The sequence below is a fragment of the Streptomyces glaucus genome (assembly GCF_039533365.1).
Taxonomy (GTDB): Bacteria; Actinomycetota; Actinomycetes; order Streptomycetales; family Streptomycetaceae; genus Streptomyces; species Streptomyces glaucus.
Map to the genome: position 1 here is coordinate 30,400 of NZ_BAAATK010000046.1, position 25,155 is coordinate 55,554.

The following is a 25,155-nucleotide window of genomic DNA, read 5'->3' on the forward strand; positions in this document are numbered from 1 at the left end:
GGGGCCGCCGCACGCCCCGCGCGGCCTGCGCTCCGTGGTGCTGCGCTGCTGACCGGACCGGCCGGTCACCGGCCCCGCAGCCCCTGCACGGAACACACGGAGCGAGGAGCACAGCCATGCTCAAGGACCCGTACGCGGTCATGCGCGCCCTGCTGCGCGCGGAGGCCGCCCGCAGCGCGCCCCGGTCCCAGCGGCCGAAGCCGGACCCGCGGGAGCGGGAGCGGGAGCGGCCCGCGCGGAGCGCGGAACGCGACTGACGGGCGGCCCCGGGCGGCGGAGCGCCCCCCTCCGCCGCCCGCCGCACGGCCGTGTCCCGGGTTCGCCCGGCGCGGAATGTCTTTTTCGGCGCCGCACTGCGTCGCCATGGCTGCGCCCGGAAGGTCTCGGCCGGTAGGCTTTCCGTGTGATCTTCAAGCGCATCGGAAACGGCCGGCCGTACCCCGACCACGGCCGGGACAGCACCCGGCAGTGGGCGGACGTCGCGCCGCGCCCGGTCCGCCTCGATCAGCTCGTGACCACCAAGCAGCAGCTCGACCTGGAGACCCTCCTCGCCGAGGACTCGACCTTCTACGGCGACCTCTTCGCGCACGTCGTGAAGTGGCAGGGCGACCTGTACCTGGAGGACGGCCTGCACCGCGCGGTCCGCGCGGCGCTGCAGCAGCGCCAGGTGCTGCACGCGCGGGTCCTCGAACTCGACTGACGGGGCCGCGGGTCCGAGTTGGACCTTTCGGGTTGGACCGGGCGACGTCTGATGATCATCCGGTAGGCATCATCGCCCGGGCGCACTACGCTGCGCTCATGAGCATGCTGACTCCCCCCGGCATGGGCGGCCAGTACCGGATCACGGGGGACAAGTACCCGCGCATGCGTCCTCCCCGGCGGCGCGGCAGGCTCGCCGTCCTCGCCGCCGCCTGCGTCACCGCCCTCGGGCTGCTCGGCTGGGGCACGCTCCAGCTCGTCGACGTCTTCACCGGCGGCGGTGGCGGCGAGAAGACGTCGGCGGTCGGCGCCGAGGCGGGCTGCGCGGTCGCGGCGAGCCCCTCGCCCACCGCCCGGGCCCTGCCCGACCCCGGCCGGATCACCGTCAACGTGCTCAACGCCACCACCCGCGGCGGACTGGCGAAGCAGACCGCCGAGGAACTGAAGAAGCGCGGCTTCCGGATCGGCGACGTGGGCAACGCGCCCGAGGAGTACGACAAGAAGGTCAAGGGCAGCGGCGTGCTGCTCGGCCCCGCCGCGTCCCTGGACGGCGCGCTGCCGGTGCTCGCCGCCCAGCTCCCCGCCGCCGAGCGCCGCACCGACGCGGCCCGCGAGGGCACCGCCGTCGACCTGATCATCGGTGACGGCTTCACGGCGCTGGCGAAGCGGGCGGACGCCGAGCGGGCCCTGGCCGAACTGGCCGAGCCGCAGCCGGCGCCCACCGGCCGCAAGAGCTGCTGAACTCCCCCCGCGCGGGGCCTACTCGGCCGCCCCGTACATCCGGTCCCCCGCGTCGCCGAGGCCCGGCACGATGTAGCCGTGCTCATCGAGGCGCTCGTCGACCGAGGCCGTCACGACCGTCACCGGGGTGCCGGCCAGCTCGCGTTCCATCACCGCGACGCCCTCGGGGGCGGCGAGCAGCACCACGGCGGTCACGTCGTCGGCGCCGCGCCCGATCAGCTCCCGGATCGACGCGACCAGCGTGCCGCCGGTGGCGAGCATCGGGTCCAGGACGTACACCTGACGGCCGGAGAGGTCCTCCGGCATCCGGGTGGCGTACGTGGAGGCCTGCAGCGTCTCCTCGTTGCGGATCATGCCGAGGAAGCCCACCTCGGCGGTCGGCAGCAGCCGGACCATGCCGTCCAGCATGCCCAGCCCGGCCCGCAGGATCGGCACGACCAGCGGGCGCGGGTGGGAGAGCTTGACGCCCGTGGTCCTGGCGACCGGCGTCTGGATGTCGACCTGCTCGGTGCGCACGTCGCGCGTGGCCTCGTAGGCGAGCAGGGTGACCAGCTCGTCGGCGAGACGGCGGAAGGTCGCGGAGTCGGTGCGCTGGTCGCGCAGCGTGGTGAGCTTGTGGGCGACCAGGGGATGGTCGACGACGTGGAGACGCATGGCCACAACAGTAACCGGGCCCGTGCGCCCGGCGTCCCCGCGCCGGTGCACGCCCCGGACCACGGCTTCACCCGTTCACTGGCGTCAACCCCTCCGTCCGGGGGAAGGTGGGAGGGACGGACTGGGGTGGTGTGACTGTGTCTGAGCGGGAAGCCCATGACGAGCCGTCCCCGGGCGAGCAGCCCGAGACGGAGGCCGAGCGCCGTCGGCGCCGGGCCCGGTTCCTGCGTGAGCTGGCCGAGGCCCGCGCGCTGCGCGCCCGGGTCCAGCCGCGCCGCGCCAAGGTCGCCCGGCTGCGGCACGCGATGCGTATGCGAACGTTCCGCTGGTAGAGCGGTGGTGAGGGAAGATCGCGGGCCGCGGGCGCGTTGCGTGGGCGGGTGTGCGCGGGTGCGGCGGAAATCCGCGTACGATCCGCAGGTGGCGGCAACGAGTGCGCTGGTGGGTCCGTCACGGACGTACGCAGCGACGTGCGATCAGAACTGCCGGACACAGGGAGCCGAAGACGTCCCCTGAACGCCTTGTTTCTGCCACGATTCCGAGTGGGTGGGACTTGTGAGGAGCACTCCCCGCCCGCAGCCTCCGCCGGGGGGAATCCCAACCGGCACGCCTATGACAGTGGGAGAGTCACGGTGTACTTCGCCGCACTGCTCGCGCGCACCGAAGACGGGTGGGAAGCGAGCGACACAGAGCTCGACGATGTGGAGACCCTGTCGGATCTGGCCGACCTGGCCCGGGAAGCCTCTCCCGACGAGGACACGGTGCTCGTGCTGATCGAGCAGGAGGACGCCTGGTTCGGCGTCGTCCGCGTGGACGGCGAGGACGACCCTCGTATCTACGTCTCGGACGCCGCCGCCGCCGCCCGCAGCAGCTACGGCGAGATCCTGCTCACCGACGAACTGCTCGGCAGGGAGCCCGGAAACGACGCCCCCGACCTCGACGCCCTCGACCTCGACGGCACGGAGGACGGTGAGACCGACGACGCCGACGACGCCGACGACGCCGGCTCCGCCGACGCGTCCGTGCCGCACGGCCCGGTCGGGGACGCCGCGATCCTCGACGATCTCGGCGTCGGCGAGAAGGAGTTGCTGTCGCTGTCGGAGGACGCGCTCACCGAGATCGCCGAGGCCCTCGGCGCTTCGGAGACCCTGGAGACCGTCCGCTGACCGGACCACAGGAACCGACCGGACCACAGGAACCGACCGGACCGACCGGACCGACGGGCCCGGCGGGTGCGCCGCCGGACCCGGTGCGCGACCGCTGGCGGCCCGCGATGCGGCTCGCCCTGGACGAGGCCGACCGGGCCGTCCGGGGCGGGGACGTCCCCGTCGGCGCCGTCGTGCTGGCCGCGGACGGCACCACCGTCCTCGCGGCCGGGCACAACGAGCGCGAGGCCACCGGTGATCCGACGGCCCACGCGGAGGTCCTCGCGATCCGGCGGGCCGCCGCGCGGCTCGGGCGGTGGCGGCTCGCCGACTGCACCCTCGTCGTCACCCTGGAGCCGTGCACGATGTGCGCGGGCGCCCTCGTCCAGTCCCGCGTGGACCGGGTCGTCTACGGCGCCCGGGACGAGAAGGCGGGCGCGGCCGGCTCCCTCTGGGACGTCGTACGGGACCGGCGGCTCAACCACCGGCCCGAGGTGATCGAGGGCGTGCTCGCCGAGGAGTGCGCCCGGCGCCTCACCGACTTCTTCCGCGGCCGCTGACCGCGACCGGCCGCCCATCGATTTCAGAGCACGCCCCACCGTGCGGTAAGGTCTCCCTCGGTAGCGTGTCCGAGCGGCCGAAGGAGCTCGCCTCGAAAGCGAGTGTGGCGCAAGTCACCGAGGGTTCAAATCCCTCCGCTACCGCCGATGGGCGAAGGGCCCGGTCCGACGGACCGGGCCCTTCGCCCGTCTCCCGGCTCGATCCGCGCCCGGCCGCGCACCCCGCGGTCCAGCCGGCCGGAGAGCGGCAGTGGGCCCCGCGCCGGCCGGTCCGGCTCCCCCGCCGCCGCTGCCGGAGGAATCCGTCGTCAGACGGGGTCCTTCGTGCAATCATGAGCGACCGTTGGGACAGCTGCGACAGGGGAGGCCGCGATGGCGGTGAACGCGAAGAAGGCCGCCGTCTACGTTCTCGTGGTCTTCGTGCTGTACGTGATCATCACGGACCCGGCCAAGGCGGCGGATTACGTCCAGATAGGGTTCGAGGGCATATCCGACGCCGCCAAGGCCCTCGGCGACTTCGCCACCTGGGTCGCCAACGGAGGAGAGTGATGATCCGCCATCTGGTCCTCTTCAAGCTCGACGAGGGCGTCGAGCGCGACGATCCCCGCGTCGTGAAGGGCGTCGAGGCCTTCCGCGCCCTCGACGGCGAGATCCCCGAGATCCGCCACTGGGAACTCGGCTGGAACCTCAGCGACCGCCCCATCGCCTACGACTTCGCCATCAACTCCGCCTTCGACGACCCGGCCGCGCTGCGCCGCTACGTCGAGCACCCGGCGCACCAGGCGGGCGTCGCCCTGTGGCGGGAGTTCGCCACCTGGGTGATCGCCGACTACGAGTTCTGATCCCCGGCGCTCCGAAAGCCCTCTGCCGACCGGCAGGGGGCTTCTCTGTATGCTGCGCACTTCACGCCCGTATTGTTCACAACACGGTGTTATGCGGTGCTTGCACATGATGCGCATGTCTTGTGATGCTATGACCGGTTTTTAACGGATGGATCGACGGATGAGCTGACGGATGAAGAGGTGGCGTTGACCGTGTCGGCCAGTTCTGCGCCGCCCCAGGACGAGGTGCCCACCCCGGCCGTCGGCAAGCGCCGCGGCGCCGACACCTGGGCCCTCACCCAGGTGCTCTTCGCCCAGCTCAAGGAGCTCCGGCCGGGCACCCCGGAGCACCACCGCGTGCGCGGGGCGCTCATCGAGGCGAACCTGCCGCTGGTGCGCTACGCCGCCGCCCGCTTCCGCTCCCGCAACGAGCCGATGGAGGACGTGGTCCAGGTCGGCACCATCGGCCTGATCAACGCCATCGACCGCTTCGACCCGGACCGGGGCGTGCAGTTCCCCACCTTCGCGATGCCGACCGTGGTCGGCGAGATCAAGCGGTACTTCCGCGACAACGTCCGCACCGTCCACGTGCCGCGCCGGCTGCACGAGCTGTGGGTGCAGGTCAACAGCGCGACCGAGGACCTGACCACCGCCCTCGGACGCTCCCCGACGACCGCCGAGATCGCCGAGCGGCTGCGCATCTCCGAGGAGGAGGTGCTGTCCTGCATCGAGGCCGGGCGGTCGTACCACGCCACCTCGCTGGAGGCCGCCCAGGAGGGCGACGGCCTGCCGGGGCTGCTCGACCGGCTCGGCTACGAGGACCCGGCGCTCGACGGCGTCGAGCACCGCGACCTCGTCCGCCACCTCCTGGTCCAGCTTCCCGAGCGGGAACAGCGCATCCTGCTGCTGCGCTACTACAGCAATCTCACGCAGTCGCAGATCAGCGCGGAACTCGGCGTCTCCCAGATGCACGTCTCGCGGCTACTCGCGCGTAGCTTCCAGCGGCTGCGCTCGGCGAACCGGATCGATGCATAACCGCAAGCGAGAGCGAACGCTCACCGGTACGAGCGAACCGCCCACGGGGCCATTCCGGTGATTTCACGCCGAAAGGTCGTCAGAACCCCTTTCTCCAGGGGCGATTCACGTCTCGTATGTCGACATGTCACTACAGCGCGTTGCCGACATGTGACATTCTGCGGGAAGCGCGTTTGCCGGAGCCCCGGCTCCGGTATGCAGGTGAAGGCTGCGTTCCCGAGGTGGGAGTGTGAGCCGCGACCGTCCCGCGACCCAAAGGGGGTGGCATGTCCGCAGATCAGGGCAGCTCGAAGGTGCTCACGCTCATGGAGAGCGACACCGCGCCCGATGCGCTCGACACGCTCGACGACGTCACGGGTGACGTCGCGGGCCTGGAGGCCGCGCCCGCCCCGGCCCTCCCGGACGCGCAGGCCCCGCTCCTGCCGGACGCGGAAGACATCGACACCCGCACCCTGTCCCGCTCCCTGTTCCTGCGGCTCGCCGCCCTCGACGAGGACAGCCCGGAGCGCGCCTACGTCCGGGACACCCTGATCGAGCTCAACCTCCCGCTGGTGCGCTACGCCGCCGCCCGCTTCCGCTCCCGCAACGAGCCGATGGAGGACATCGTCCAGGTCGGCACCATCGGCCTGATCAAGGCGATCGACCGCTTCGACTGCGAACGGGGCGTGGAGTTCCCGACCTTCGCGATGCCGACCGTGGTCGGCGAGATCAAGCGGTTCTTCCGCGACACCTCCTGGTCGGTGCGCGTGCCGCGCCGGCTGCAGGAGCTGCGCCTGGCGCTGACCAAGGCCAGCGACGAGCTCTCCCAGAAGCTCGACCGCTCCCCGACGGTCACCGAACTCGCCTCGGTGCTGGGCGTGTCCGAGGAGGACGTCGTCGACGGCCTCGCGGTCGGCAACGCCTACACCGCCTCCTCGCTGGACTCACCGGCCCCGGAGGACGACGGCGGCGAGGGCTCGCTGGCGGACCGGCTCGGCTACGAGGACACGGCGCTGGAGGGCGTGGAGTACCGGGAGTCGCTCAAGCCCCTGCTCGCCAAACTGCCGCCCCGCGAGCGGCGGATCATCATGCTGCGCTTCTTCGCCAACATGACCCAGTCGCAGATCGGCGAGGAGGTCGGCATCTCGCAGATGCACGTCTCCCGGCTGCTGACCCGGACGCTGGCCCAGCTGCGGGAGGGACTGATCTCGGACTGAGCCGGTGCCGGGCCCGCGGGCCCGGCACCGGCTCACGGCCGCCGAAGCGCCTCATGGTCGCGTCGGCGGCCGTCGTCCTGTCCACGGCCGGTTTTTCCGGCCGTCGCCTCGTCCACGGCCGTTCCGTGACCGTCCGCGGGCGCGGGCGGTCACGGAACGGCCGTGCGGCCGGCCTACTTGAGCGCCAGCCAGGCCACCGCCGCGATGATCACCACGGCGGCGACGACGCCCACGATCAGGCCGACGCGCGGCCCTGCCGGGGCGGGAGCCTGCCGGGACTGAGGGGCGCCCTCGTCGACGAACGCGCGGAACATCTGGGTGCTGCCAGCGGGGTCGTAGTTGCCCTGGGGGCCCTGGGTGTTAGCCATGCCCCGAGACCCTAGCGAATCCGGGGAGGCGGCCCAAGTGCGGGTCCGGACGCCGTCCCGACCGCCCCCACCTGCACATTTACTGTCGCAATACTTGCCTTTGCCAAGGTTTTGTCCGCCGACCCCCGATTTTATTTGCCTGTAGCAACCAACCGGACCTATGGTTGCCCTAAGCAACAAACGGGAGGTGCGATGGCCGAGCGGGCGCAATACGAGGAACTGCTCCGTCAGTTCAGCGCCTTCGGCGCCGTGAAGCGGGAGCTGGGCCGCATCCTGCCGTCCGACTGTCCCAGCGGTTCCGCCGCCGTCCTGACGCTGCTCGGCCGCCACGGCGACATGCGCATGAGCAAGCTCGCGGAGCTGCTCGCCGTGGACATGTCGGTCACCAGCCGCCATGTCGCCCACGTCGCGGACCGGGGCTGGATCGAGCGCTCCCCCGACCCCGCCGACAAGCGCTCGCGCATCCTGCGCCTGACGCCCGCCGGCCGGGCCCAGCTCGACGAGCTGTCCCTGCGGACCACCCAGCTGCTCGCCCAGCGTCTGAGCGACTGGAGCGACGAGGAGGTGGCCCAGCTCACCGGGCTCATGGCGCGGCTGCGCGCCAGCTTCGGCGACTGCCGGTCCGCGCCGGGCCGGTCCGCCGCACCGTCCGTACCCGAACAGTCCACCCGTACACCCGCGATCACCACGTAAGCAAAGGAAGTCCATGGCAACGACCACACCAGCCGGTGTGCGGGCTCATGCCAAGCACGGGGGAGGTCCCTCCGACGGCGCTCCGATGACCCACCGGCAGATCATGGAGGCGCTGTCCGGGCTGCTGCTCGGCATGTTCGCCGCCATCCTGTCCTCGACCATCGTCACCAACGCCCTGCCCGAGATCGTGGGCGACCTCGGTGGCGGCCAGAGCGCCTACACCTGGGTCGTCACCGCCTCGCTGCTGGCGATGACGGCCTCCACTCCCCTGTGGGGCAAGCTCGCCGACCTGGTCAGCAAGAAGGCGCTGGTCCAGATAGGCCTGATCATCTACGTCGTCGGCTCCGTCGTGGCCGGTCTGGCGCAGAACCCGGGGATGCTGATCACCGCGCGCGCCATCCAGGGGCTGGGCGCCGGCGGCCTGTCCGCCCTGGCGCAGATCATCATGGCCGCGATGATCTCCCCGCGCGAGCGCGGCCGCTACTCCGGCTACCTGGGCGCGACCTTCGCCGTCGCGACCGTCGGCGGCCCGCTGCTCGGCGGTGTCATCACCGACACCAGCTGGCTCGGCTGGCGCTGGTGCCTCTACGTCGGCGTGCCGTTCGCGCTGATCGCCCTGGTCGTGCTGCAGAAGACGCTGCACCTGCCGCTGGACAAGCGCAAGGTCAAGGTCGACTGGGCCGGCGCCTTCTTCGTCACCGCGGCCGTCTGCCTGCTGCTGATCTGGGTGACCTTCGCCGACGACAAGTACGACTGGCTGTCCTGGCAGACGTACGTCATGGTCGGCGGCGCGATCGTCCTCACGCTGATCTTCGTCCTCGTCGAGGCGAAGGCCGCCGAGCCGATCATCCCGCTGCGCCTGTTCAGGAACCGCACCATCACGCTGGCCTCGGTCGCCTCGCTGTTCGTCGGCATCGCGATGTTCGCGGGCACGGTCTACTTCAGCCAGTACTTCCAGCTGGCCCGGGACAAGTCCCCGACCATGTCGGGCGTCATGACCATCCCGATGATCGGCGGCCTGTTCGTGTCGTCCACGGTCTCCGGCCAGATCATCACCAAGACCGGCAAGTGGAAGGGCTGGCTGCTGGCCGGCGGCGTGCTGCTCACCGCGGGCCTCGGCCTGCTGAGCACCATGCGGTACGACACCCCGTACTGGCACATCGCCCTCTACATGGCGCTGATGGGCCTCGGCGTCGGCATGATGATGCAGAACCTGGTGCTGTGCACGCAGAACCAGGTGGCCCCGAGCGACCTGGGCGCCGCCTCCTCCGTGGTCACCTTCTTCCGGTCCCTCGGCGGCGCGGTGGGCGTCTCGGTGCTCGGCTCGGTGATGTCGACCCGGATCAGCCACTACGCCGAGGACACCATCGGCTCGCTGAGCCCGCAGCAGCAGGCGGCGGCCGCCAAGGCCATGGGCAGCGGCCAGATCCCGGACATGGACCTGCTGCCCGCCCCGATCCGCACCTGGCTGGAGAGCGCCTACGGGCACGGCATCGGCGACATCTTCCTGTACGTCGCGCCGATCGCGTTCCTCGCCTTCCTGGTGACGCTGTTCATCAAGGAGGTCCCGCTGCGCACCTCGGGCGCCCTGGCGCAGGCCGCCGAGGCCGCCGCCCCGGGCACCGCCCCGGCCGGCGCGGTCACCGGCGACGGCGCCCGGGCCGCCGCGCAGCGGCCGGCCGCCGTCGCCACGGCCGCCCGCTCCGAGGAACCCGCCTCCGGCGGCGGCATCCCGGTCCGCGGCCAGGTCCGCGGCGCCGAGAGCGCGCCGGTGCCGCAGGCCGCCGTCACGCTGATCTCGCTGGCGGGACGGCAGCTGGGCCGGTCGGTCGCGCAGGCCGACGGCTCCTACGCGCTGGCCGCGCCGGGCGAGGGCAGCTACGTCCTGATCGCCTCCGCCGACGGCTACCAGCCGCAGGCGTCCACGATCGTCGTCGACGGCGAGCCGGTGGCGTACGACATCCTGCTCAGCGGCACCAGCGGCCTGAGCGGTGTGGTGCGGGCCGCGCAGACCGGGCTGCCGGTCAAGGACGCGATGGTCATCGTGACCGACGTGCGCGGCGACCTGCTGGCCACCCAGGTCACCGGTGAGCAGGGCGAGTTCTCGCTCGCCGAGCTGGTGCCGGGGGCGGTGACCGTCGCGGTGAACGCCGCCGGGTACCGGCCGCGCGCCCTGCCCGTCGAGGTGGGCGGCACCGGCGTCACCCGGATCGAGGTCGACCTCGACGCCGGCGCCCACGTCCAGGGCGTGGTCCGGGCGCCGCACGGCCCGCTCTCCGACGCCCGCGTGACGCTGGTCGACGCGGCGGGCAACGTGGTCGGCACGGCCACCACCGGTGCGGACGGGGCGTACGCCTTCACCGACCTGGACAGCGGCGAGTACACCGTCATCGCGACGGGCTACCCGCCGGTGGCGACGGCCCTGACGGTCTCCGGTCCGGGCGTCGACGGCCACGACATCGAGCTCGCCCACCCCGGCGAGTAGTCCGGCCCCGGCCCGTGGCGGGCGAGCGCGCCGAGCGTTTCGGGCGCGCCCCGCCACGGGCCGGACTCATATGACCATTTTCTGCTGGTTCCAGAGGTTTCCAGCGTGTTCCATGACTTCAGGGAGAGAACGGGATGGGACTGACCGCGAGGATCCGCACCCGGGACGGATGGGCCGTGTCGCACGCGGTCGTCACGGTGACCGACATGACCGGCACGCAGGTGCTGCGCGCGGAGGCGGACGCCGAGGGCGCCGTACGGGACGCGACGCCGCTGGCGCCGGGGGCGTACACCGTCGTCGTCACGGCCGTCGGCTACGCGCCCGCCGCGGCCGGCGCGCTCGTCACCGCGAGCGGACGGGCCGAGGTCGGCACGGTGACGCTGGCCCGGCAGGGCGGCACCGAGCTGCCGCCGCCGGGGGTGTGGACCATCGACCCGGCGCACTCCAGCGTGGCCGCGGTCGCCCAGCACCTGGGCATCTCCAGCGTGCACGGCCGGTTCACGGACTTCGCCGGCACCATCGAGATCGCCCCGGACGACGTCGCCAAGTCCCGCGTGGAGGCGGTGATCCGGGCCGCGTCCATCGACACCGGCAACGGGATGCGGGACACGCACCTGAGGTCCCCGGACTTCCTGGACGTCGAGCGGTATCCCGAGATCGCCTACCGCTCCACCGGCCTGACCGAGGCCGGCTCCGACCGCTTCACCGTGCACGGCGAGCTGACCCTGCACGGCGTGGTCCGGCCGGTCGACCTGGACCTGGTCTACCTGGGCACGGGCGCGGACCCGTGGGGCGGCACCCGGGCGGCGTTCCGCGCGACGACCGAGCTCAGGCGCGAGGACTTCGCGATGCACTACAACCAGGTGGTCCAGGCCGGCATCGCCGCCATCGGCACGACGCTGCGGGTGGAACTGGACGTCCAGGCGGTGCAGGGCGAGTCACTGCCGCCCGCGTGAGGCGCCGCCCACCTCGGCCACCAGGTCGCTGCACAGGTCCCGCAGCCTGACGTTGGTGTCCTGGGAGACCCGGCGCAGGCGCCGCAGCGCGTCCCGGGCGTCGATCCGCTCCCGGGCCATCAGGATGCCGATCGCCTGGTCGATGACGCTGCGGGAGAGCAGGGCGACGCGCACGTCGGCGGCCGACCGCCGCTGCCGCTCGAACCGCAGGGCCGTGCCCACCGCGTCCGCGGCCCGCTCCGCGAAGGTGCGGGCCGCCCGGCGGTGCCGGCCCAGCGCGCCGGGCTGCCGGCCGTAGAAGTTGAGCGCGGCGCCCGTCCCGCCCCCGACGGCGAGCGGCAGCGCCAGCACGCACCGCACACCGGTGGACAGCGCGTACGCCGTGTACGCCGGCCAGCGGGTCTCCGCGGCCAGGTCGGGGGCGTACTGCTCGCACCCCGTGTCGGCCGCGGCGACGCAGGGACCCGAGCCGTTCTCGTACTGGCGCTGGTCCAGGCCGGCGGGCAGGCCCGCGCTGCCCGCCAGGGTCAGCAGCCGGTCGTCGCGGCGCACCGTGACGCTGCACGCGTCCGCGCCGGGCACCTCCTGCACCGCGCGGTCGGTCAGGTCCCGCAGCAGGGTGTCGAGGCCGCTGCCGCGCGCGATCGCCGCCTCCAGGGTTTCGGGCGTCTCGGGTCTCATGACCGTACGGGTATCCCGCGCGCGTCCGTCAACGCCCCGCCCCGCCCGTGGTGTCGTTGGCGTCGACGATGCGGCGGGCGAGGTCGCGCAGTTTGACGTTCTCCCGCTGCGAGGCCTTCACCAGGCTCTCGAAGGCGCCGGCGGCGTCGATGTTCAGGCGTTCCATGAGGATGCCGGTGGCCTGGCCGATCAGGTCCCGGGTGCGCATCGCCTCGGTGAGCTGCTCGCGCACGGTCACCGATTCCAGGGCGATGCTGACGTGCGCGGTGAACAGCCGGCCGATCCGCGTCGCGGCCTCGTCGAAGGCGCGCGGCCTGCGGGCGTAGGCGGTGAGCACGGTGAGGCGGCGGCGGTCGGCGCGCAGCCGCAGCGACAGCGCCGAGCGCAGGCCGAGGTCGTACAGGGCGTCCGCACCGCCGTCGGCCGCGCTGTCCTCTATCCGCACCACCGGCGTGGTCCACAGGTCCTCCCAGTGCGGGGGCGACTCGCGGCCGGCGTGCCGGGCGTCGGCGGAGCGCACGACCTCGTCGGTCCAGGCGAGCGTGCGCGGTCCGCTGTCCCGGTCGATCACCGAGATGCCGACGTGCTCGGCGCCGGGCATGATGTGCACCGCCAGGCGGGCCGCGGTGCGCAGGGTGCTGTTCGGGGTGCCCGTCTCGTGCAGTTGCCGAGCCGCCTCCGTCAGGGCCTCGGCCAGCTCGAAACCGGCGGGCGAACGCGGCAAATCAGAAAACTCGAACGCAGGCACCACGAACCTCTTCGGCATGCACGGCCATGGGCCGTGCGCAGGAGAGCTCCGCAGCACATTCCTGACTGCGAGCATAGGACGAAGGGCAACTCTATCCGCTCGGTTGCGCGGGGGTGACGCCCGCCCGGCGGTCCACCCGGGCGCCTTTCGCGATCGGCCGTCGGCATGGTGGAATGAGCGAACGGGTCAGGAAGCGGCCTAGCCGGAATCCGGACGAACGTCTGCCAGGTGAGTGCCGTGACCTTCCTCCCGAATCCGTGCGTGCCGCGCGACCTGCCCGGCTGCACCCTTCTCGCTCTGCCCCCCGAGATCGACGTCTGCAACGCGGGGGAGCTGCTGTCCCTCATCATGGCCGCGGCCGACGCCCGCGCCGACCAGCTGCGGGTGCTGGTGCTGGACCTGACCGCGACCCGCTTCATGGACTCCCAGGGCGTCCGTCTCATCAACGACGTACGCCACCGGCTGCGCTCCCGGGCCCGGGTACGGGTGGTGGCGGCCCCGGACGGGGTGCCGAGCCACGTCCTGGAGGTGACCGGCGTCCGCCGCGACGTCCCCGTGTACGGCAGCCTCGCGGAGGCGCTGCGGGCCTGACCCCCGCTCACGGCGCCCGGGCCCTCCCGGCGGATCCCCCGGATCCGCGCGGCGGAGGGCGCGGCCGGTTCGACGGCCGCGTCGAGGTGTTCGTGCCCGGATCCGCGCGGCGGAGAAAGCGGCGTCGGGCGCGTGCGCCCGGCGTGCGGCGTACGGGGCATCCGGCGGAGCCGTCCCCGCACACCGGGCGCGCGTGCCGCGGCGTCGCGAGGACCCGCCGGCGGGGTCCTAGGCTGATCCCATGGCACCGAACATCGCGACCAACACCCGCGTCTCCCTGGACGAGCTGCTGGACTTCGTACGCCCCCGGCACCGCGCGATCCTGCTCACCCGGCGGGCCGACGGCGGCCCGCAGGGTTCGCCGCTGACCTGCGGGGTCGACGACGCGGGCCGAATAGTGATCTCCACGTACCCGGACCGCGCCAAGACCCGCAACGCCAAGCGTGACGCGCGGGTCAGCGTGATCGTGCTCAGCGACGACTGGAACGGCCCCTGGGTGCAGATCGACGGCACGGCGGAGGTCGTCGACGCGCCCGACTCCGTGGAGCCGCTCGTGGAGTACTACCGGAACATCGCCGGGGAGCACCCCGACTGGGACGAGTACCGCCGGGCGATGGTCAAGCAGGGCAAGTCGATCATCCGGATCACTCCGGAGCGGTGGGGGCCGGTGGCCACGGGCGGCTTCCCGGCGCGGCTGGTGGAGGAGCAGGCCGGAGACTGAGCCCCGCCCGGCCGCGGACGAGGGCCGGGCGCGCCGCCGGGACCGGTTCCGGCGGGGCGACACGGCCCGGCCGGCCGCAGGACCGGCCCGGCCGGGCGTGACCCGGCCCGGCTCAGCCGCGGTCGGCCATCGCCTCGATCCCGGCGATCAGCAGCTCCAGCGCGAAGTGGCGTCGCGCCGCCCGGCACGCGCGCTCGCCGCCCGGCGCGGAACGCCGCTCCTCCTCCACGGGGGTCCGTCCGGGGATTCCTCCGAAGGGCCTCAGCCGTCCGCCCGCTCCGCGCGCCGCAGCAGCGCCGCCGCGAGCAGCCCGCCCAGCAGTACGGCCAGCGCCCCCACCAGCTGGCTGGTCTGCAGACCGGAGGAGAACGCGTCCACGATCCGGCCCTTCGCCGCCGCGCCGTCCGCCGCCGCCAGCGCCGCCGGCAACGACGTCGCCGCCACCGGGACCAGCGCCGCGAACCGGGAGGTGAGGACCGCCCCCAGCACGGCCACCCCCAGCCCGTTGCCGAACTCCGCCAGCGTGCCGTTGATCCCGGCCCCGACCCCCGCCTTCTCCCGGGGGATCGCGCTCATGATCGCGTGTGCCATGGCCGGGTTGGCGATCGCGCAGCCCACGCCGATGAGCACCAGTCCCAGCAGGGTCCCGGCGTAACCGCCGGAGACCAGCGTCGCGATGGACACCAGGCCGAGCGACATCAGCACCATGCCCAGCGCGATGGAGGCCGGCGTCCCGAGCTTCGCCGTCCACCTCGCCGACAGCCCGGAGAAGTTCAGCGCCACGACCGCCAGGGCCAGCGGGGCGGTCCGCAGGCCGGCCTCCAGGGCGTCGTAGCCGAGGACGAACTGCAGGTGCTGGGTCAGCAGGAACAGCGCGCCGCCCATGCCGAAGGTGATCAGCACGGCCCCGGCGACCGCGCCCGTGAACCGGCGGTTCCGGAAGAAGTGCAGGTCGAGCATCGGGTACGGGAACCGGGTCTCCCAGTACGCGAAGGCGCCGAGGACGACCACGGCGACGGCCGCCGTCAGCAGCACCCGGCCCGACGTCCAGCCGTGCTCGGGGCCGGAGATGATCGCGTACACCAGCGAGGCCATGCCGATGGTGGAGAGCAGCGCGCCGAGGAGGTCGGGGCGGTCGCCCCGCGGGTTCCTGGACTCGGGGACCAGGACCACCACCGCCACCAGGCCGAGCGCGGCGACCGGCAGGTTGACCAGGAAGATCGCACCCCACGGGAAGTGGTTCAGCACGAAGCCGCCGACCAGCGGGCCGACGGCGAAGCCGAGCGCGTTGACCGCGCTCCAGATGCCGATCGCCCTGGGGTGCTCCTCGGGCGTGAAGATCTGCATCGCCACGGCGAGGGTGGTGGTCAGCAGCAGCGCGGCGCCCACGCCCATGCCGGCCCGCGCCGCGATCAGCCGGCCCGCGGAGTCGGCGAGTCCGGCCACCAGTGATCCCGCGCCGAACAGTGCCAGCCCCGCGATCAGCATCTTCTTGCGGCCGTAGCGGTCGGCGGCGCTGCCCGCGGTGAGCAGCAGACCGGACTGCACCAGCGAGTAGGCGTTGATCATCCACTGGATGTCGGAGGTCGCCGCGTCCATCTCGCGGGTGAGCGAGGGGACGGCGACGTTCAGCACCGTGTTGTCGAGCAGCACGGTGAGCTGCGCCAGGCAGATGACACCGAGGATCAGCCAGCGCTGCGGGTGCCCCTGGGCCTGTTCCTCGGGCCGGGGCAGGCCCGGGGCCTGCTCCTGGGGGGACGTCGTCATGCTGTGCACCGTATAGCCGCCCTCGTACGGCGCACAGCAGGCGCGGGGGCGGACACGACGGCGGCCGGGCCGGCGCCCCCGGGCGCCTCGGGGGCGGGGACCGCCCGGGCCCGCCGGCCTCCGGGGCGCGGTGGAGGGCGGGCCTCAGGCCCCGGGGGCCGGGCGGCCCGTGCCCTCCCGGGGCCGGGCCGGGTCCGCCCGGGGGGCCGGCCGGTCGTGGTGCGCCGTCATCGGGGGTCCCCGGGGTCGGCGCCGGCCGCGTCGGCACCGGCACGGAACCGGGCCGTCGGGTGGGGAGGCCGCCCGGCCTGCCCGTGCTGCGGGGTCTGCCCGTGCTGCCCGTGCTGCGGGGTCCGTCCGGCCTGCCCGGCCTGGTGCGGCGGCTGCGGCTCCGCGGCGTACGGCTGTGCCGTCGGGCGCTGCGGCGGCGCGCCGTACGGGGCGGGCCGCGCGGTGCGGTGGGCCGGCGGGGACGAGTCGTGCCGGGCGGCGGCCGGGGGCCGGGGGTCGCCGTCCCGCCGCTCCGGGAACACCCAGGCCCGGAAGAGCAGGAACCGCAGCACGGTGGCGGCGAGGTTGGCGGCGATGAGCACGGCCAGCTCGGTGGAGTGCGCCGGGTCGGCGGCCGCCGCGTTCAGGGCGGCGAGCGAGCCGCTGGTGAGGACCAGGCCGATGCCGAAGACGACCAGGCCCTGCGCCTGGTGCCGTACGGCGCCGCCGCGGCCGCGCACCCCGAAGGTCAGGCGCCGGTTGGCGGCGGTGTTGGCGACCGCCGAGACCAGCAGGGCGAGCGCGTTGGCCGGCTGCGAGCCGCCGAACTGCCGGAAGGCCGTGTACAGCAGCAGGTAGAACAGGGTGGACAGGGCGCCGACGACGCAGAACCCGACGAGCTGGCGGGCCAGCCCCCTCGGCACGTCCTCGATCTCGCGGTCGCGCGGGTCGTCGCCGAACGGCCGGGCCAGCCGGTCCAGCGGCAGCGACCCGGTGGCCAGCGCCCTGCCGACCCGCCAGACGCCCTTGAGGTCGTCGGTCGCGGTCCTGACGATGTGCACGGTCGAGTCCGGGTCGTCGACCCAGTCGACGGGCACCTCGTGGATGCGCAGCCCGGCGCGCTCGGCGAGCACCAGCATCTCGGTGTCGAAGAACCACCCGGTGTCCTCCACCAGCGGCAGCAGCACCCGGGCCACGTCCCGGCGGATCGCCTTGAAGCCGCACTGCGCGTCGGAGAAGCGGGCCTGGAGCGAGCCGCGCAGGATGAGGTTGTACGAGCGGGAGACGAACTCCCGCTTCGCGCCGCGCACCACCCGGCTGCTGCGGCTGAGGCGGGACCCTATGGCGAGGTCCGAGTGGCCGGAGATCAGCGGGGCCACCAGCGGCAGCAGGGCGTTGAGGTCGGTGGACAGGTCCACGTCCATGTAGGCGAGGACCGGGGCGTCCGAGGCCGACCAGACGGTCCGCAGGGCCCGGCCGCGGCCCTTCTGCTCCAGCCGGAAGGACCTGACCTCCGCGATGTCCGCCTCCAGCCGCGCGGCCACCTGCGGGGTGGTGTCCGTCGACGCGTTGTCCGCGATCGTGATGCGGAACGCGTAGGGGAAGGTGCGCACGAGGTGCTCGTGCAGTCTGCGGACGCACGGCCGGAGGTCCTTCTCCTCGTTGTAGACGGGGATCACTACGTCCAGGACAGGCGTACCGGCTCCTGCGGCCGGGAGGTGCTCCCGCGCCGGCAGGGTGCCGGGAGAAGAGTCGGTTCGCATGGCCCGACTCTTCTCAAGTGCCCTGTCGCACCCGTGTGGTGACGCTGTGCCGTGCCTGTGAGTACGGTCGCCGGATCGTCTCGCGGGCCGGCTGCCGGTCCGGCCCGGGGGCGGGCCGCGCCGCGAGCGCCGGCAGGTGCAGGGTGAACACGGTCCGCCCCGGCACGCTGTCCACGGTCACGGCGCCGCCGTGCGCGGCCGCCACGGCCTGCACGATGGCCAGGCCCAGCCCGGTGGAGCCGGTCGCGCGGGACCGGGCGGAGTCGCCGCGCGCGAACCGCTCGAAGACGTGCGGGAGCAGGTCCGGCGGGATGCCCGGGCCGTCGTCCTCGACGTCCACGCACAGCCACGGGCCGCGCCGCTGGACGCGCGCGGTGACGGTGGTGCCCGGCGGGGTGTGGGTGCGGGCGTTGGCGAGCAGGTTGACGAGGACCTGCTGGAGCCGGGCCGCGTCCGCCGCCACCGGGGCGGGTTCGTCGGGCAGTTCCAGACGCCAGGCGTGGTCCGTGCCGGCCACGCGGGCGTCGCTGACGGTGTCCACGACGAGCGGGACGAGGTCGGTCTGCTCGAACCGCAGCGGCCGCCCGGCGTCCAGGCGGGCCAGCAGCAGCAGGTCCTCCACCAGCAGGGTCATGCGCCCCGCCTCGGACTCGATGCGGCCCAGGGCGTGCCGGGTGTCCGGCCCGACCTGCTCCCGGCCGCGCCGGGTCAGCTCGGCGTAGCCGCGGATGGAGGCGAGCGGGGTGCGCAGTTCGTGGCTGGCGTCGGCGACGAACTGCCGTACCCGCGTCTCGCTCTGCTGACGGGCGTGCAGCGCGCCGTGCACGTGGTCGAGCATCCGGTTGAGCGCGGCGCCGACCCGGCCGACCTCGGTGTGCGGGTCGCACTCGGACTCCGGTACGCGCTCGTCGAGGTTGACCTCGCCGCTGTGCAGGGGGAGTTCGGAGACGCGGGTGGCGGTGGCGGCGACCTTGCGCAGGGGGCGGGTGGCGACGCCGACCAGCACGTACCCGGCGATGCCGGCGGCGACGAGGCCGGCGGCGGTGACGCTGACCTCGACGAGGATCAGGGTGTTGATGGTGTTGTCGGTGTCCGCGGTGGGGATCGCCACGTAGGAGCCGCCTCCGGCGCCGGGGACGAAGACGGCGCGGTACTCGCCCAGGCCGGGGAGTTCGACGGTGTGCGGCCCGGCGTCCCGGGCGACGGACGCGAGCGCGGTCCGCTGGAGTCCGGTGAGGTCGACGGCCGCCATCCGCCGGAAACCGTCGTCGGACTGCTGCCGGGCGACGACCGCCCGGGTGACCGTGGCGTCGGCGCCGATCTCGGCGGCGACGGTGTACTCCTGGGTCGGCCCGTGGGTGACGAAGTCCTCCAGCTGGTCCTGCGCCACGGGGTCGTCCGCCTCGTCGGGCCTGACCGGGGCCGCCAGCCGCTTGCCGGCGTCGGCGACCTGCCCGTCGAGCTGCTCGTACAGGTGCGAGCGCAGCGCCAGCGTCGTCACCGTGCCGATCACCGCGCACACCACGGCGATCAGCACGACGGACGCGACGACGAGCCGCGTCCGCAGAGTGCGCGGCGTGCCCGCCCGCCCCCTGCCCGCCTGCTGCGTACGCGGCCGTCGTCGCCCGCTCATGAAACAGCGGGCTTGATCAGGTAACCGGCGCCCCGCCGGGTGTGGATCATCGGCTCGCGGCCGGCGTCGATCTTCCGCCGCAGGTAGGAGATGTACAGCTCGACGACGTTGGCCTGGCCGCCGAAGTCGTAGGACCACACCCGGTCGAGGATCTGCGCCTTGCTGAGCACGCGCCGCGGGTTGCGCATCAAGAAGCGCAGCAGCTCGAACTCGGTGGCGGTGAGGTGGATGGAGTCCCCGCCCCGGGTGACCTCGTGGCTGTCCTCGTCGAGGGTGAGGTCGCCGACGACCAGCACCGAGTCGGAGCGCCGGTCGGCGGCGCCGGAGCGGCGGATCAGGCCGCGCAGCCGTGCGACGACCTCCTCCAGGCTGAACGGCTTGGTGACGTAGTCGTCGCCGCCGGCGGTCAGCCCGGCGATCCGGTCCTCGACGGCGTCCCTCGCGGTGAGGAACAGCACGGGCACGTCGGGCAGTTCGCGGCGCAGCCGGCCGAGCACCGTCAGCCCGTCCATGTCGGGCAGCATCATGTCCAGCACGACGGCGTCGGGCCGGAACTCGCGCGCGGTCCGGAGGGCGCCCTGGCCGTCTCCCGCGCTGCGGATCTGCCAGCCCTCGTAGCGCAGGGCCATGGACAGCAGTTCGGTGATGGACAGCTCGTCGTCCACTACAAGCACCCGGACGGGGCTCCCGTCCGGCCTCAGCAGTTCGGTGCGCCCCTGGGGCGAGGTCGTGGTCATGGCGACCACCCTGTCCAAAGGCTCTGAGAGCGCCCTTTCGGCATCCTGTGATTTGTCTGAGAAACGCACAGGGCTCTCCCAGGCACCGCCCCGGCACGCCCGCCCGCGCCGGGCACGGACGTCCCCGCGCTCCCGCACAGGTCCGCCGCCCCTCCCTGCCACGACTCCGAAGGACGCCCGCTTCCCCGGGTCGGCGCGGTGCGCCGCCCGCCGTGCCGCACCGGCGCGGGGCCGTCCGCCGGCCACCGCGGCCCCGAGCGCCTCCACGCCTGTGCCATCCGCCGCCGAGCGCAGGGGCGGCATCGGCAACGGGGTCCGCGCGCGTTCGCGGACGGCCGGGTTCAGCCCGCGGAGTCGGCGGCCGCCGCGGCCGGCGCCGCCTCACGCGCCGCCGTGACCGCCCCGGGGTCCCCGCCCGCGCGAGCCGTACGCCGCGCCCCCCGCCCCGCGAGCCGGCATCCCAGGCACCCGGGGTGCCCGGCACGCGCGCCGAGGTCCCGGACCCGCCACCCCCACTGCTCCCGGGGCCGCCGCCCCGGCGGCTTGCCCCATCCGGCCAGGTGCAGCGCCCAGGTGACGAGCAGGCTCACCGCCCCGGTCCCGAGCCCGCCCGCCACCAGTGCGGCCGACCCCGCGCAGATCCCGGCCCCCACCGCGGCGGCCCCGGCCGTGGCGATCCCGAAACCGGTCCACCCCGCAACGGTGTGCCCGTGGTCATATGGATGTGCGCTCACGTGCCTGCCTCCTTGTGCGGGCGGTGAAACCCGCGTCGCCGGACGGAGGGCCGGAAAAACTCCCTCACAACGTAAGCATTTTAACCACGAAACCTCTCACGAGCTAAGGGAATACGGAAGAGAATGCGAGCCAAGCCGCGTCCGGCTGCCACCCCCGAGCAGGCCCTGTCGGCGATGGACCACCTCATCGCGACCCACCTGGTCGGCCAGCACGAGATCGCCCAGCAGGTGGGGCTGAACGTCACCGACCTCACCTGCTTCGCCTTCGTCATCGAGGCGGGCGAGAACCTGCTCACCGCCGGCGACCTGGCGGCCCGCGCCCATGTCACGACAGGCGCGGTGACCGGCATCCTCAACCGCCTGGAACGCGCCGGCTACATCACCCGCCGCCCCGACCCGGCGGACCGCCGCCGCGTCCGCGTGGCGGCCGAACCGGCCGCGGTGGCCCGCGTCCGCGAGGTCTACGAGCCGTACTACGCCCGCCTGGCCGCGCTCTTCGCCGACTACTCCCCCGACGAGATCGCCGTCCTCCACGACTGGTTCACCCGCGCGAGCACCCTGGCGGCGGCCTATCTGGAGGAGCACTGCCGCACCGGCTGACCCGCCCGCCGGCCCGGACCGGCGACCGCGTCGAAGGCCGGCGGGGCGACGGGCGGGCCCGCACCCGCCCGCCCTGCCCGGGCGGGCAAGGAGCACGGGCACCCAGCCCCGCTCACACGGATCCCGTGACCCGCCCGCCACCCCTGATCCCGCCGCGCCCGCCTTCCGCGGCAGTCGCCGTACTTCGCTGCTGTACGTACTTCGCCGCTGTACGCCCCCGAAACGCCGAAGGCCCCGGATCGCTCCGGGGCCTTCGACCTGCGTGCACTCGGCAGGATTCGAACCTGCAACCTTCTGATCCGTAGTCAGATGCTCTATCCGTTAAGCTACGAGTGCTTGTTCTGTTTTCTTCGCCGCTTCCGTTCCTTTCGGCCCGCTCGCGGCGACAGGAAGAACATTACATGACTGCCGCCGCGATGTGAAATCCGTTCGTCCCACCCCTTGTGACCTGCGGAAACGCCCTGAAGGGGCCGATGGAGGCGGGCAGGTGCCCGGCAACGACGAAGCCCCGGCCGGATGGGCCGGGGCTTCGAAGGATCGTGCGCGGAGGCGGAGGGATTTGAACCCTCGATGGGCTTTAAGGCCCAAACCGCATTAGCAGTGCGGCGCCATAGACCGGACTAGGCGACGCCTCCATACACAGCCTCCCGCGCGCAGCGCGGTTGGTGCGTGCCGATGATGACACAGGCGAGCCCGCTGTCACCAATCGCCCCCCACGGTACTAGGCGGGCGGGCCGCAGGGCAAAGTCCTTCCGCGCGGGGTGTCGCGGGCGGTGTCGCCCGTGACGTCACCGGTGGCGCGGTCGGTGAGGCCGCCGTGCGGCGGGCGCGCAACGTCCTCGGGCCTGCCGCGTTAGTCAGGTCATGTTGCAGGTCAACCGTCTTCTCGTCACCGCCGCCTCCGCCCTCGCCGCCCTCGGGTCGCTGATCGCCGCGCCTCCGGCCGCCCACGCCGGGACCGCCCCCGGCGCCTCGGCGCCCCCGCCGGTCCGCGAGGAGGACCGGGGCCGCGACCATCTGACCGTCACCGTCCGGGGCGCGGGCGGGGGCGCGGACGGCACGTTCGAGCTGTACTGCCACCCCGTCGGCGGCGATCACCCCGATCCCCTGGCCGCCTGCGCCGCGGTCGAGCGGAACACCCGCTGGGGGTCGGACGCCTTCGCCCCCGCCCCCCGGGACGGCGTCTGCACCCTGCAGTACGGCGGGCCCGCCACCGCGCACGTCACCGGCACCTGGGCCGGCCGGCCCGTGGACGCGACGTACGACCGCCGCGACGGCTGCCGGATCGACCGCTGGAACCGGCTCGTGCCGCTGCTGCCCGATGTCCGGTCCGCGGGGCGGTAGCGACGGGCGGGCCGGGGACGGCGGGAGGCGCTCGTGACGGCGGCAAGAGGCACTCGGGACGGCGGGCGGCCGGGGCCGAGGGACCCGCGGCCCGCCCGCGCCCGCGATGGCGCGGGGGCGTCCGTGGCGGAGGCAGGTGAGGCGTAAAGGTCCCGCGAAGGTCTCGCGACGTCAGGGCACCCGGTCACATGTTCTGTGTCACTTCGTCGTGCGACCTCCCTCTCATCCGGCGCCGCGGGCACGGTCCGTGCCCTTAGACTCCCTCGCGTGACACGCCGCGGGCCGGTTGGCAAGATGGCCCAGGCGGTCGGCAAGTGCGGTAACAGGGAGGAAGCGACTCGTGAGCAGCAGGCCATCCCGAGGCGCTGCTCGCCTCGCAGCCATACTGGACGCTCTTCCCGACGCGTTGGTGCTGGTCAACGCCAACGGCACCGTCGTCAACGCCAACACCATCGCCCTCGAGGCCTTCGAGACGCCCGGCACCGCGCTGGTCGGGCGCGGACTGCTCGACCTGCTGCCGCAGTTCGACTCCAAGCTCATTCCCGGGTCCATGCGGCGGCCCGACCACCTCGATCCGCGGGCGCGCACCAAGCCGACCCGGATGATCGCCCGGCGGACCGACGGGAGCGAGTTCCCCGTCGAGGTCACCAGCGCGAACCTGGAGAACGGCCAGCAGGCCTACGACGGTTACGGCTACACCGGCGACGAGCTGCTGATGCTCGTCGTGCGCGACCTGTCCGGCACCGTCGACACCGAGGCCGAGCTGGCGCGTTCGCAGCGGCAGACCGAGATGATCCTGCGGGCCGCCGCCGAGGGGGTCGTCGGCACCGACACGGACGGGCGGATCGTCCTGGTCAACCCGGCCGCCGCCCAGATCCTGGGCTACCGGGCCAGCGACCTCGGCGGACGCGAGCTGCACACCCTCATCCTGCACTCGCGCGCGGACGGGTCGCCCTTCCCGTACGCCGAGTCGCCGCTCGCCGACACCCTGCGCTCCGGGCGCAAGCACCGGGTGCGCGGGCAGGTGGTGTACGCCAAGAACGGCGAGAAGGTGCCGGTCGACCTGACGACCGCGCCCGTCCGCGACGGCGACCAGCTCGTCGGCGCCGTGCTGACCTTCACCGACCGGCGGCCGTACGACGCGCTCGTCAAGGAGAAGGAGGACGCGGAGAAGCGGCACGCCGAGGAGCTGGAGCGGCTCGCCGAGGAGCACGCCTCCGAGCTGACCGCGCTGCGGCAGCGGCACGTCACCGAGCTGGAGGAGCTGCGCGAGCGGCACGCCGAGGAGCTCGCCGCGGGCGAGGAGCGGTACGCCGCGCTCGGGGAGCGCGAGAAGGACCGGTACGAGGCGCTCGCCGCCCGGCACGAGCAGCTGCTCACCCTCCTCGGGACCTCGCTGCGCGGGCCGCTGGAGGAGCTGCGCCGCGAGCTGTCCGCGCTGGCCGCGGACGACGCCGGGCAGCTGTGGCCCGAGGCGAACCAGGTGCTGCACTACCTGTCGGCCGGCTACTCGCGGATCACCACCCTCATCGACAACGTCCTCGGGTACCAGCGGCTCGACGCCGGGGCCGAGGGGATCTCCCGCACGAAGGTGATGCTCGACGCCGTCGTCGCCGCCGGTGTCGACGGGGCCGTGGAGCTCATCGGGCCCGGGCGGGTGCAGTTCGCCGTGCACGCGCCGCCCATCGAGGCCGAGGTCGACCCGCGGCTGCTCGCGACCGCCCTCGCGCATCTCGTCGCGGATGTCGCGGGCGTCGACGCGACCGGCAACACGCCCGTCCCGGCGGGCGGTTACCTGGACAACACCGTCGTGGTGGCGGCGGCGCAGCGCGGCGAGGTCGTACGGATCGAGGTGCGCGGGCCGTACGCCGGGGGCGACCCGGTGCACGAGCCGATCGTGCGGGGGATCGTACGGGCCCACGGCGGCGTGCTCCAGACGCACGAGGTGCCGGGCATGAGCGGGAGCGCGTACGTGCTCGAAGTGCCGCTCGGGGGCGGGGCGGGGGCCGTCGCGGCCTCGGTCCAGGACCCGGGGGCGTCCGCCGCGGCACCGGGTGAGGACCCGGCGCGGGGAGAGGTCCCGGCGCCGGGCGCGGAGAGCGGCGAGGCGGCCGGTCCCGGTGAGCAGGTCTCCGGTGAGCAGGCCTCCGGCGGGGGGCGGCGGGCCCGGCGGGCGTCCGTCGACGCCTTCCTGGAGAGCGAGGTCCCCGGCGGGTCCGGTGCGCCCGAGGGTCCTGCCGGTTCCGGCGGCCCCGAAGGGGAGGCCGCCGTGCCGACCGGGCGGCGGCGGAGGCGTGCGGCCGGCGGGCCCGCGCCGGTGCCGGCGCAGGGACCGACCGAGCCGTCCGGCGGCACCGGACGGCGGCGCGGACGGCCCGCCGAGGACGCGGGCGTGGCCGAGGGCGCCGTCGTGACGGCCGCCGAACACGCCGCGGGGACCGCGGCCTCGGGCACGGGGCTGGGCGGCACCGTGCCGCCCCAGGGCGTGCCCG

At 73.7% G+C, this 25,155-nt stretch carries 27 protein-coding genes and 3 tRNA genes; 19 read left to right on the plus strand and 11 right to left on the minus strand.

Annotation, left to right across the window (positions count from 1 at the left end):
• The first annotated feature begins 116 nt into the window (after positions 1-116).
• The 3 genes from ABD363_RS26270 to ABD363_RS26280 all read left to right on the plus strand — a co-directional run bounded on the left by ABD363_RS26270 (position 117) and on the right by ABD363_RS26280 (position 1,440).
• The gene (locus tag ABD363_RS26270; RefSeq protein ID WP_344607822.1) at positions 117-257 is read left to right on the plus strand and encodes a hypothetical protein; all 141 of its coding nucleotides are present in this window, start codon (positions 117-119) and stop codon (positions 255-257) included.
• 146 nt (positions 258-403) lie between these two features.
• Positions 404-700 carry a type II toxin-antitoxin system VapB family antitoxin gene (locus ABD363_RS26275; protein ID WP_003991361.1) on the plus strand — a complete coding sequence of 99 codons (297 nt, stop codon included), beginning with the start codon at positions 404-406 and terminating at the stop codon, positions 698-700.
• A gap of 122 nt (positions 701-822) precedes the next feature.
• Entirely contained in the window at positions 823-1,440 is a 618-nt protein-coding gene (locus tag ABD363_RS26280; protein WP_344607872.1) for a LytR C-terminal domain-containing protein, read from the plus strand.
• A gap of 18 nt (positions 1,441-1,458) precedes the next feature.
• Here the strand turns inward: ABD363_RS26280 and upp are convergent, their stop codons facing one another.
• On the minus strand, positions 1,459-2,094 hold the full coding sequence (upp, locus tag ABD363_RS26285) for a uracil phosphoribosyltransferase (protein WP_344607824.1): 636 nt from the start codon (positions 2,092-2,094) through the stop codon (positions 1,459-1,461).
• A gap of 137 nt (positions 2,095-2,231) precedes the next feature.
• Here upp and ABD363_RS26290 point away from each other — a divergent pair, with 137 nt between their 5' ends.
• From ABD363_RS26290 to ABD363_RS26325, 8 genes are all read left to right on the plus strand, one after another.
• Positions 2,232-2,426: a hypothetical protein gene (locus tag ABD363_RS26290; RefSeq protein ID WP_344607826.1), complete on the plus strand. Its 195-nt coding sequence runs from the start codon at positions 2,232-2,234 to the stop codon at positions 2,424-2,426.
• A gap of 300 nt (positions 2,427-2,726) precedes the next feature.
• Complete coding sequence (locus ABD363_RS26295; RefSeq protein WP_344607828.1) at positions 2,727-3,260, plus strand: tRNA adenosine deaminase-associated protein; 534 nt, start codon at positions 2,727-2,729, stop codon at positions 3,258-3,260.
• 107 nt (positions 3,261-3,367) lie between these two features.
• Positions 3,368-3,799: a tRNA adenosine(34) deaminase TadA gene (tadA, locus tag ABD363_RS26300; protein WP_344607874.1), complete on the plus strand. Its 432-nt coding sequence runs from the start codon at positions 3,368-3,370 to the stop codon at positions 3,797-3,799.
• Positions 3,800-3,858: 59 nt separating this feature from the next.
• Positions 3,859-3,943: transfer RNA gene (locus tag ABD363_RS26305), tRNA-Ser, on the plus strand.
• A 228-nt stretch (positions 3,944-4,171) separates the two neighbouring features.
• Positions 4,172-4,348 carry a hypothetical protein gene (locus ABD363_RS26310; protein WP_344607830.1) on the plus strand — a complete coding sequence of 59 codons (177 nt, stop codon included), beginning with the start codon at positions 4,172-4,174 and terminating at the stop codon, positions 4,346-4,348.
• Positions 4,348-4,641 carry a Dabb family protein gene (locus ABD363_RS26315; RefSeq protein ID WP_344607832.1) on the plus strand — a complete coding sequence of 98 codons (294 nt, stop codon included), beginning with the start codon at positions 4,348-4,350 and terminating at the stop codon, positions 4,639-4,641. The genes ABD363_RS26310 and ABD363_RS26315 overlap by 1 nt, the downstream gene beginning before the upstream one ends.
• A 186-nt stretch (positions 4,642-4,827) precedes the next feature.
• Positions 4,828-5,655 (plus strand): RNA polymerase sigma factor SigF, encoded by an 828-nt coding sequence (locus ABD363_RS26320; RefSeq protein WP_344607876.1) that lies wholly within the window; start codon positions 4,828-4,830, stop codon positions 5,653-5,655.
• A 266-nt stretch (positions 5,656-5,921) separates the two neighbouring features.
• Positions 5,922-6,851, plus strand: coding sequence for an RNA polymerase sigma factor SigF (locus ABD363_RS26325; RefSeq protein WP_344607834.1), 930 nt, complete (start codon positions 5,922-5,924; stop codon positions 6,849-6,851).
• Positions 6,852-7,024: 173 nt separating this feature from the next.
• On the opposite strand, the gene ABD363_RS26330 is transcribed toward ABD363_RS26325, so the two are convergent.
• Entirely contained in the window at positions 7,025-7,219 is a 195-nt protein-coding gene (locus ABD363_RS26330) for a hypothetical protein (protein WP_344607836.1), read from the minus strand.
• Positions 7,220-7,411: 192 nt separating this feature from the next.
• Between ABD363_RS26330 and ABD363_RS26335 the strand changes: the two genes are divergently transcribed.
• The 3 genes from ABD363_RS26335 to ABD363_RS26345 all read left to right on the plus strand — a co-directional run bounded on the left by ABD363_RS26335 (position 7,412) and on the right by ABD363_RS26345 (position 11,353).
• Complete coding sequence (locus tag ABD363_RS26335; RefSeq protein ID WP_344607838.1) at positions 7,412-7,912, plus strand: MarR family winged helix-turn-helix transcriptional regulator; 501 nt, start codon at positions 7,412-7,414, stop codon at positions 7,910-7,912.
• 85 nt (positions 7,913-7,997) lie between these two features.
• Complete coding sequence (locus tag ABD363_RS26340; RefSeq protein WP_486388798.1) at positions 7,998-10,397, plus strand: MFS transporter; 2,400 nt, start codon at positions 7,998-8,000, stop codon at positions 10,395-10,397.
• A gap of 134 nt (positions 10,398-10,531) precedes the next feature.
• Positions 10,532-11,353 carry a YceI family protein gene (locus ABD363_RS26345; protein WP_344607842.1) on the plus strand — a complete coding sequence of 274 codons (822 nt, stop codon included), beginning with the start codon at positions 10,532-10,534 and terminating at the stop codon, positions 11,351-11,353.
• Here the strand turns inward: ABD363_RS26345 and ABD363_RS26350 are convergent.
• Together ABD363_RS26350 and ABD363_RS26355 are read right to left on the minus strand one after the other, a co-directional pair.
• Positions 11,336-12,034 (minus strand): GAF and ANTAR domain-containing protein, encoded by a 699-nt coding sequence (locus tag ABD363_RS26350; protein ID WP_344607844.1) that lies wholly within the window; start codon positions 12,032-12,034, stop codon positions 11,336-11,338. The two genes, ABD363_RS26345 and ABD363_RS26350, sit on opposite strands and share 18 nt — an antisense overlap.
• Before the next feature lie 28 nt (positions 12,035-12,062).
• Complete coding sequence (locus tag ABD363_RS26355; RefSeq protein WP_344607846.1) at positions 12,063-12,800, minus strand: ANTAR domain-containing protein; 738 nt, start codon at positions 12,798-12,800, stop codon at positions 12,063-12,065.
• A gap of 219 nt (positions 12,801-13,019) precedes the next feature.
• On the opposite strand from ABD363_RS26355, the gene ABD363_RS26360 reads away from it, so the two are divergent.
• Together ABD363_RS26360 and ABD363_RS26365 are read left to right on the plus strand one after the other, a co-directional pair.
• Positions 13,020-13,373, plus strand: coding sequence for an STAS domain-containing protein (locus tag ABD363_RS26360; RefSeq protein WP_344607848.1), 354 nt, complete (start codon positions 13,020-13,022; stop codon positions 13,371-13,373).
• Positions 13,374-13,614: 241 nt separating this feature from the next.
• On the plus strand, positions 13,615-14,094 hold the full coding sequence (locus ABD363_RS26365; RefSeq protein WP_344607850.1) for a PPOX class F420-dependent oxidoreductase: 480 nt from the start codon (positions 13,615-13,617) through the stop codon (positions 14,092-14,094).
• Between the two features lie 261 nt (positions 14,095-14,355).
• On the opposite strand, the gene ABD363_RS26370 is transcribed toward ABD363_RS26365, so the two are convergent.
• From ABD363_RS26370 to ABD363_RS26390, 5 genes are all read right to left on the minus strand, one after another.
• Complete coding sequence (locus ABD363_RS26370) at positions 14,356-15,861, minus strand: MFS transporter (protein WP_344607852.1); 1,506 nt, start codon at positions 15,859-15,861, stop codon at positions 14,356-14,358.
• A gap of 227 nt (positions 15,862-16,088) precedes the next feature.
• Positions 16,089-17,615 carry a glycosyltransferase gene (locus ABD363_RS26375; protein WP_344607854.1) on the minus strand — a complete coding sequence of 509 codons (1,527 nt, stop codon included), beginning with the start codon at positions 17,613-17,615 and terminating at the stop codon, positions 16,089-16,091.
• A gap of 13 nt (positions 17,616-17,628) precedes the next feature.
• On the minus strand, positions 17,629-19,248 hold the full coding sequence (locus ABD363_RS26380) for a sensor histidine kinase (RefSeq protein ID WP_344607856.1): 1,620 nt from the start codon (positions 19,246-19,248) through the stop codon (positions 17,629-17,631).
• Positions 19,245-19,985, minus strand: a complete 741-nt coding sequence (locus ABD363_RS26385; RefSeq protein WP_344607858.1) for a response regulator transcription factor — start codon at positions 19,983-19,985, stop codon at positions 19,245-19,247. The genes ABD363_RS26380 and ABD363_RS26385 overlap by 4 nt, the downstream gene beginning before the upstream one ends.
• 341 nt (positions 19,986-20,326) lie before the next feature.
• A complete protein-coding gene (locus ABD363_RS26390) occupies positions 20,327-20,719 on the minus strand; it encodes an HGxxPAAW family protein (RefSeq protein ID WP_344607860.1) in 393 nt (130 codons plus the stop codon).
• A gap of 123 nt (positions 20,720-20,842) precedes the next feature.
• Between ABD363_RS26390 and ABD363_RS26395 the strand changes: the two genes are divergently transcribed.
• Positions 20,843-21,319 carry a MarR family winged helix-turn-helix transcriptional regulator gene (locus ABD363_RS26395; protein ID WP_344607862.1) on the plus strand — a complete coding sequence of 159 codons (477 nt, stop codon included), beginning with the start codon at positions 20,843-20,845 and terminating at the stop codon, positions 21,317-21,319.
• Between the two features lie 263 nt (positions 21,320-21,582).
• Here the strand turns inward: ABD363_RS26395 and ABD363_RS26400 are convergent.
• Positions 21,583-21,655 (minus strand) — tRNA-Arg (locus ABD363_RS26400).
• 208 nt (positions 21,656-21,863) lie between these two features.
• Positions 21,864-21,954, minus strand: a tRNA-Ser gene (locus tag ABD363_RS26405).
• Between the two features lie 229 nt (positions 21,955-22,183).
• Here ABD363_RS26405 and ABD363_RS26410 point away from each other — a divergent pair.
• Positions 22,184-22,663, plus strand: coding sequence for an SSI family serine proteinase inhibitor (locus tag ABD363_RS26410; protein WP_344607864.1), 480 nt, complete (start codon positions 22,184-22,186; stop codon positions 22,661-22,663).
• 340 nt (positions 22,664-23,003) lie between these two features.
• A partial coding sequence (locus ABD363_RS26415; RefSeq protein WP_344607866.1) for a PAS domain-containing protein occupies positions 23,004-25,155 on the plus strand: 2,152 nt, incomplete at its 3' end.

Excerpts from the sequence above, each read along its gene's own strand:
- ABD363_RS26385 (WP_344607858.1), bottom strand. The coding sequence starts at position 19,985 with ATGACCACGACCTCGCCCCAGGGGCGCACCGAACTGCTGAGGCCGGAC.
- ABD363_RS26370 (WP_344607852.1), bottom strand. The coding sequence starts at position 15,861 with ATGACGACGTCCCCCCAGGAGCAGGCCCCGGGCCTGCCCCGGCCCGAG.
- ABD363_RS26395 (WP_344607862.1), top strand. The coding sequence starts at position 20,843 with ATGCGAGCCAAGCCGCGTCCGGCTGCCACCCCCGAGCAGGCCCTGTCG.
- ABD363_RS26280 (WP_344607872.1), top strand. The coding sequence starts at position 823 with ATGGGCGGCCAGTACCGGATCACGGGGGACAAGTACCCGCGCATGCGT.
- ABD363_RS26315 (WP_344607832.1), top strand. The coding sequence starts at position 4,348 with ATGATCCGCCATCTGGTCCTCTTCAAGCTCGACGAGGGCGTCGAGCGC.
- ABD363_RS26310 (WP_344607830.1), top strand. The coding sequence starts at position 4,172 with ATGGCGGTGAACGCGAAGAAGGCCGCCGTCTACGTTCTCGTGGTCTTC.
- ABD363_RS26345 (WP_344607842.1), top strand. The coding sequence starts at position 10,532 with ATGGGACTGACCGCGAGGATCCGCACCCGGGACGGATGGGCCGTGTCG.
- ABD363_RS26270 (WP_344607822.1), top strand. The coding sequence starts at position 117 with ATGCTCAAGGACCCGTACGCGGTCATGCGCGCCCTGCTGCGCGCGGAG.
- upp (WP_344607824.1), bottom strand. The coding sequence starts at position 2,094 with ATGCGTCTCCACGTCGTCGACCATCCCCTGGTCGCCCACAAGCTCACC.
- ABD363_RS26380 (WP_344607856.1), bottom strand. The coding sequence starts at position 19,248 with ATGAGCGGGCGACGACGGCCGCGTACGCAGCAGGCGGGCAGGGGGCGG.
- ABD363_RS26355 (WP_344607846.1), bottom strand. The coding sequence starts at position 12,800 with ATGCCGAAGAGGTTCGTGGTGCCTGCGTTCGAGTTTTCTGATTTGCCG.
- ABD363_RS26330 (WP_344607836.1), bottom strand. The coding sequence starts at position 7,219 with ATGGCTAACACCCAGGGCCCCCAGGGCAACTACGACCCCGCTGGCAGC.
- tadA (WP_344607874.1), top strand. The coding sequence starts at position 3,368 with ATGCGGCTCGCCCTGGACGAGGCCGACCGGGCCGTCCGGGGCGGGGAC.
- ABD363_RS26340 (WP_486388798.1), top strand. The coding sequence starts at position 7,998 with ATGACCCACCGGCAGATCATGGAGGCGCTGTCCGGGCTGCTGCTCGGC.
- ABD363_RS26335 (WP_344607838.1), top strand. The coding sequence starts at position 7,412 with ATGGCCGAGCGGGCGCAATACGAGGAACTGCTCCGTCAGTTCAGCGCC.
- ABD363_RS26325 (WP_344607834.1), top strand. The coding sequence starts at position 5,922 with ATGTCCGCAGATCAGGGCAGCTCGAAGGTGCTCACGCTCATGGAGAGC.
- ABD363_RS26375 (WP_344607854.1), bottom strand. The coding sequence starts at position 17,615 with ATGCGAACCGACTCTTCTCCCGGCACCCTGCCGGCGCGGGAGCACCTC.
- ABD363_RS26410 (WP_344607864.1), top strand. The coding sequence starts at position 22,184 with ATGTTGCAGGTCAACCGTCTTCTCGTCACCGCCGCCTCCGCCCTCGCC.
- ABD363_RS26350 (WP_344607844.1), bottom strand. The coding sequence starts at position 12,034 with ATGAGACCCGAGACGCCCGAAACCCTGGAGGCGGCGATCGCGCGCGGC.
- ABD363_RS26365 (WP_344607850.1), top strand. The coding sequence starts at position 13,615 with ATGGCACCGAACATCGCGACCAACACCCGCGTCTCCCTGGACGAGCTG.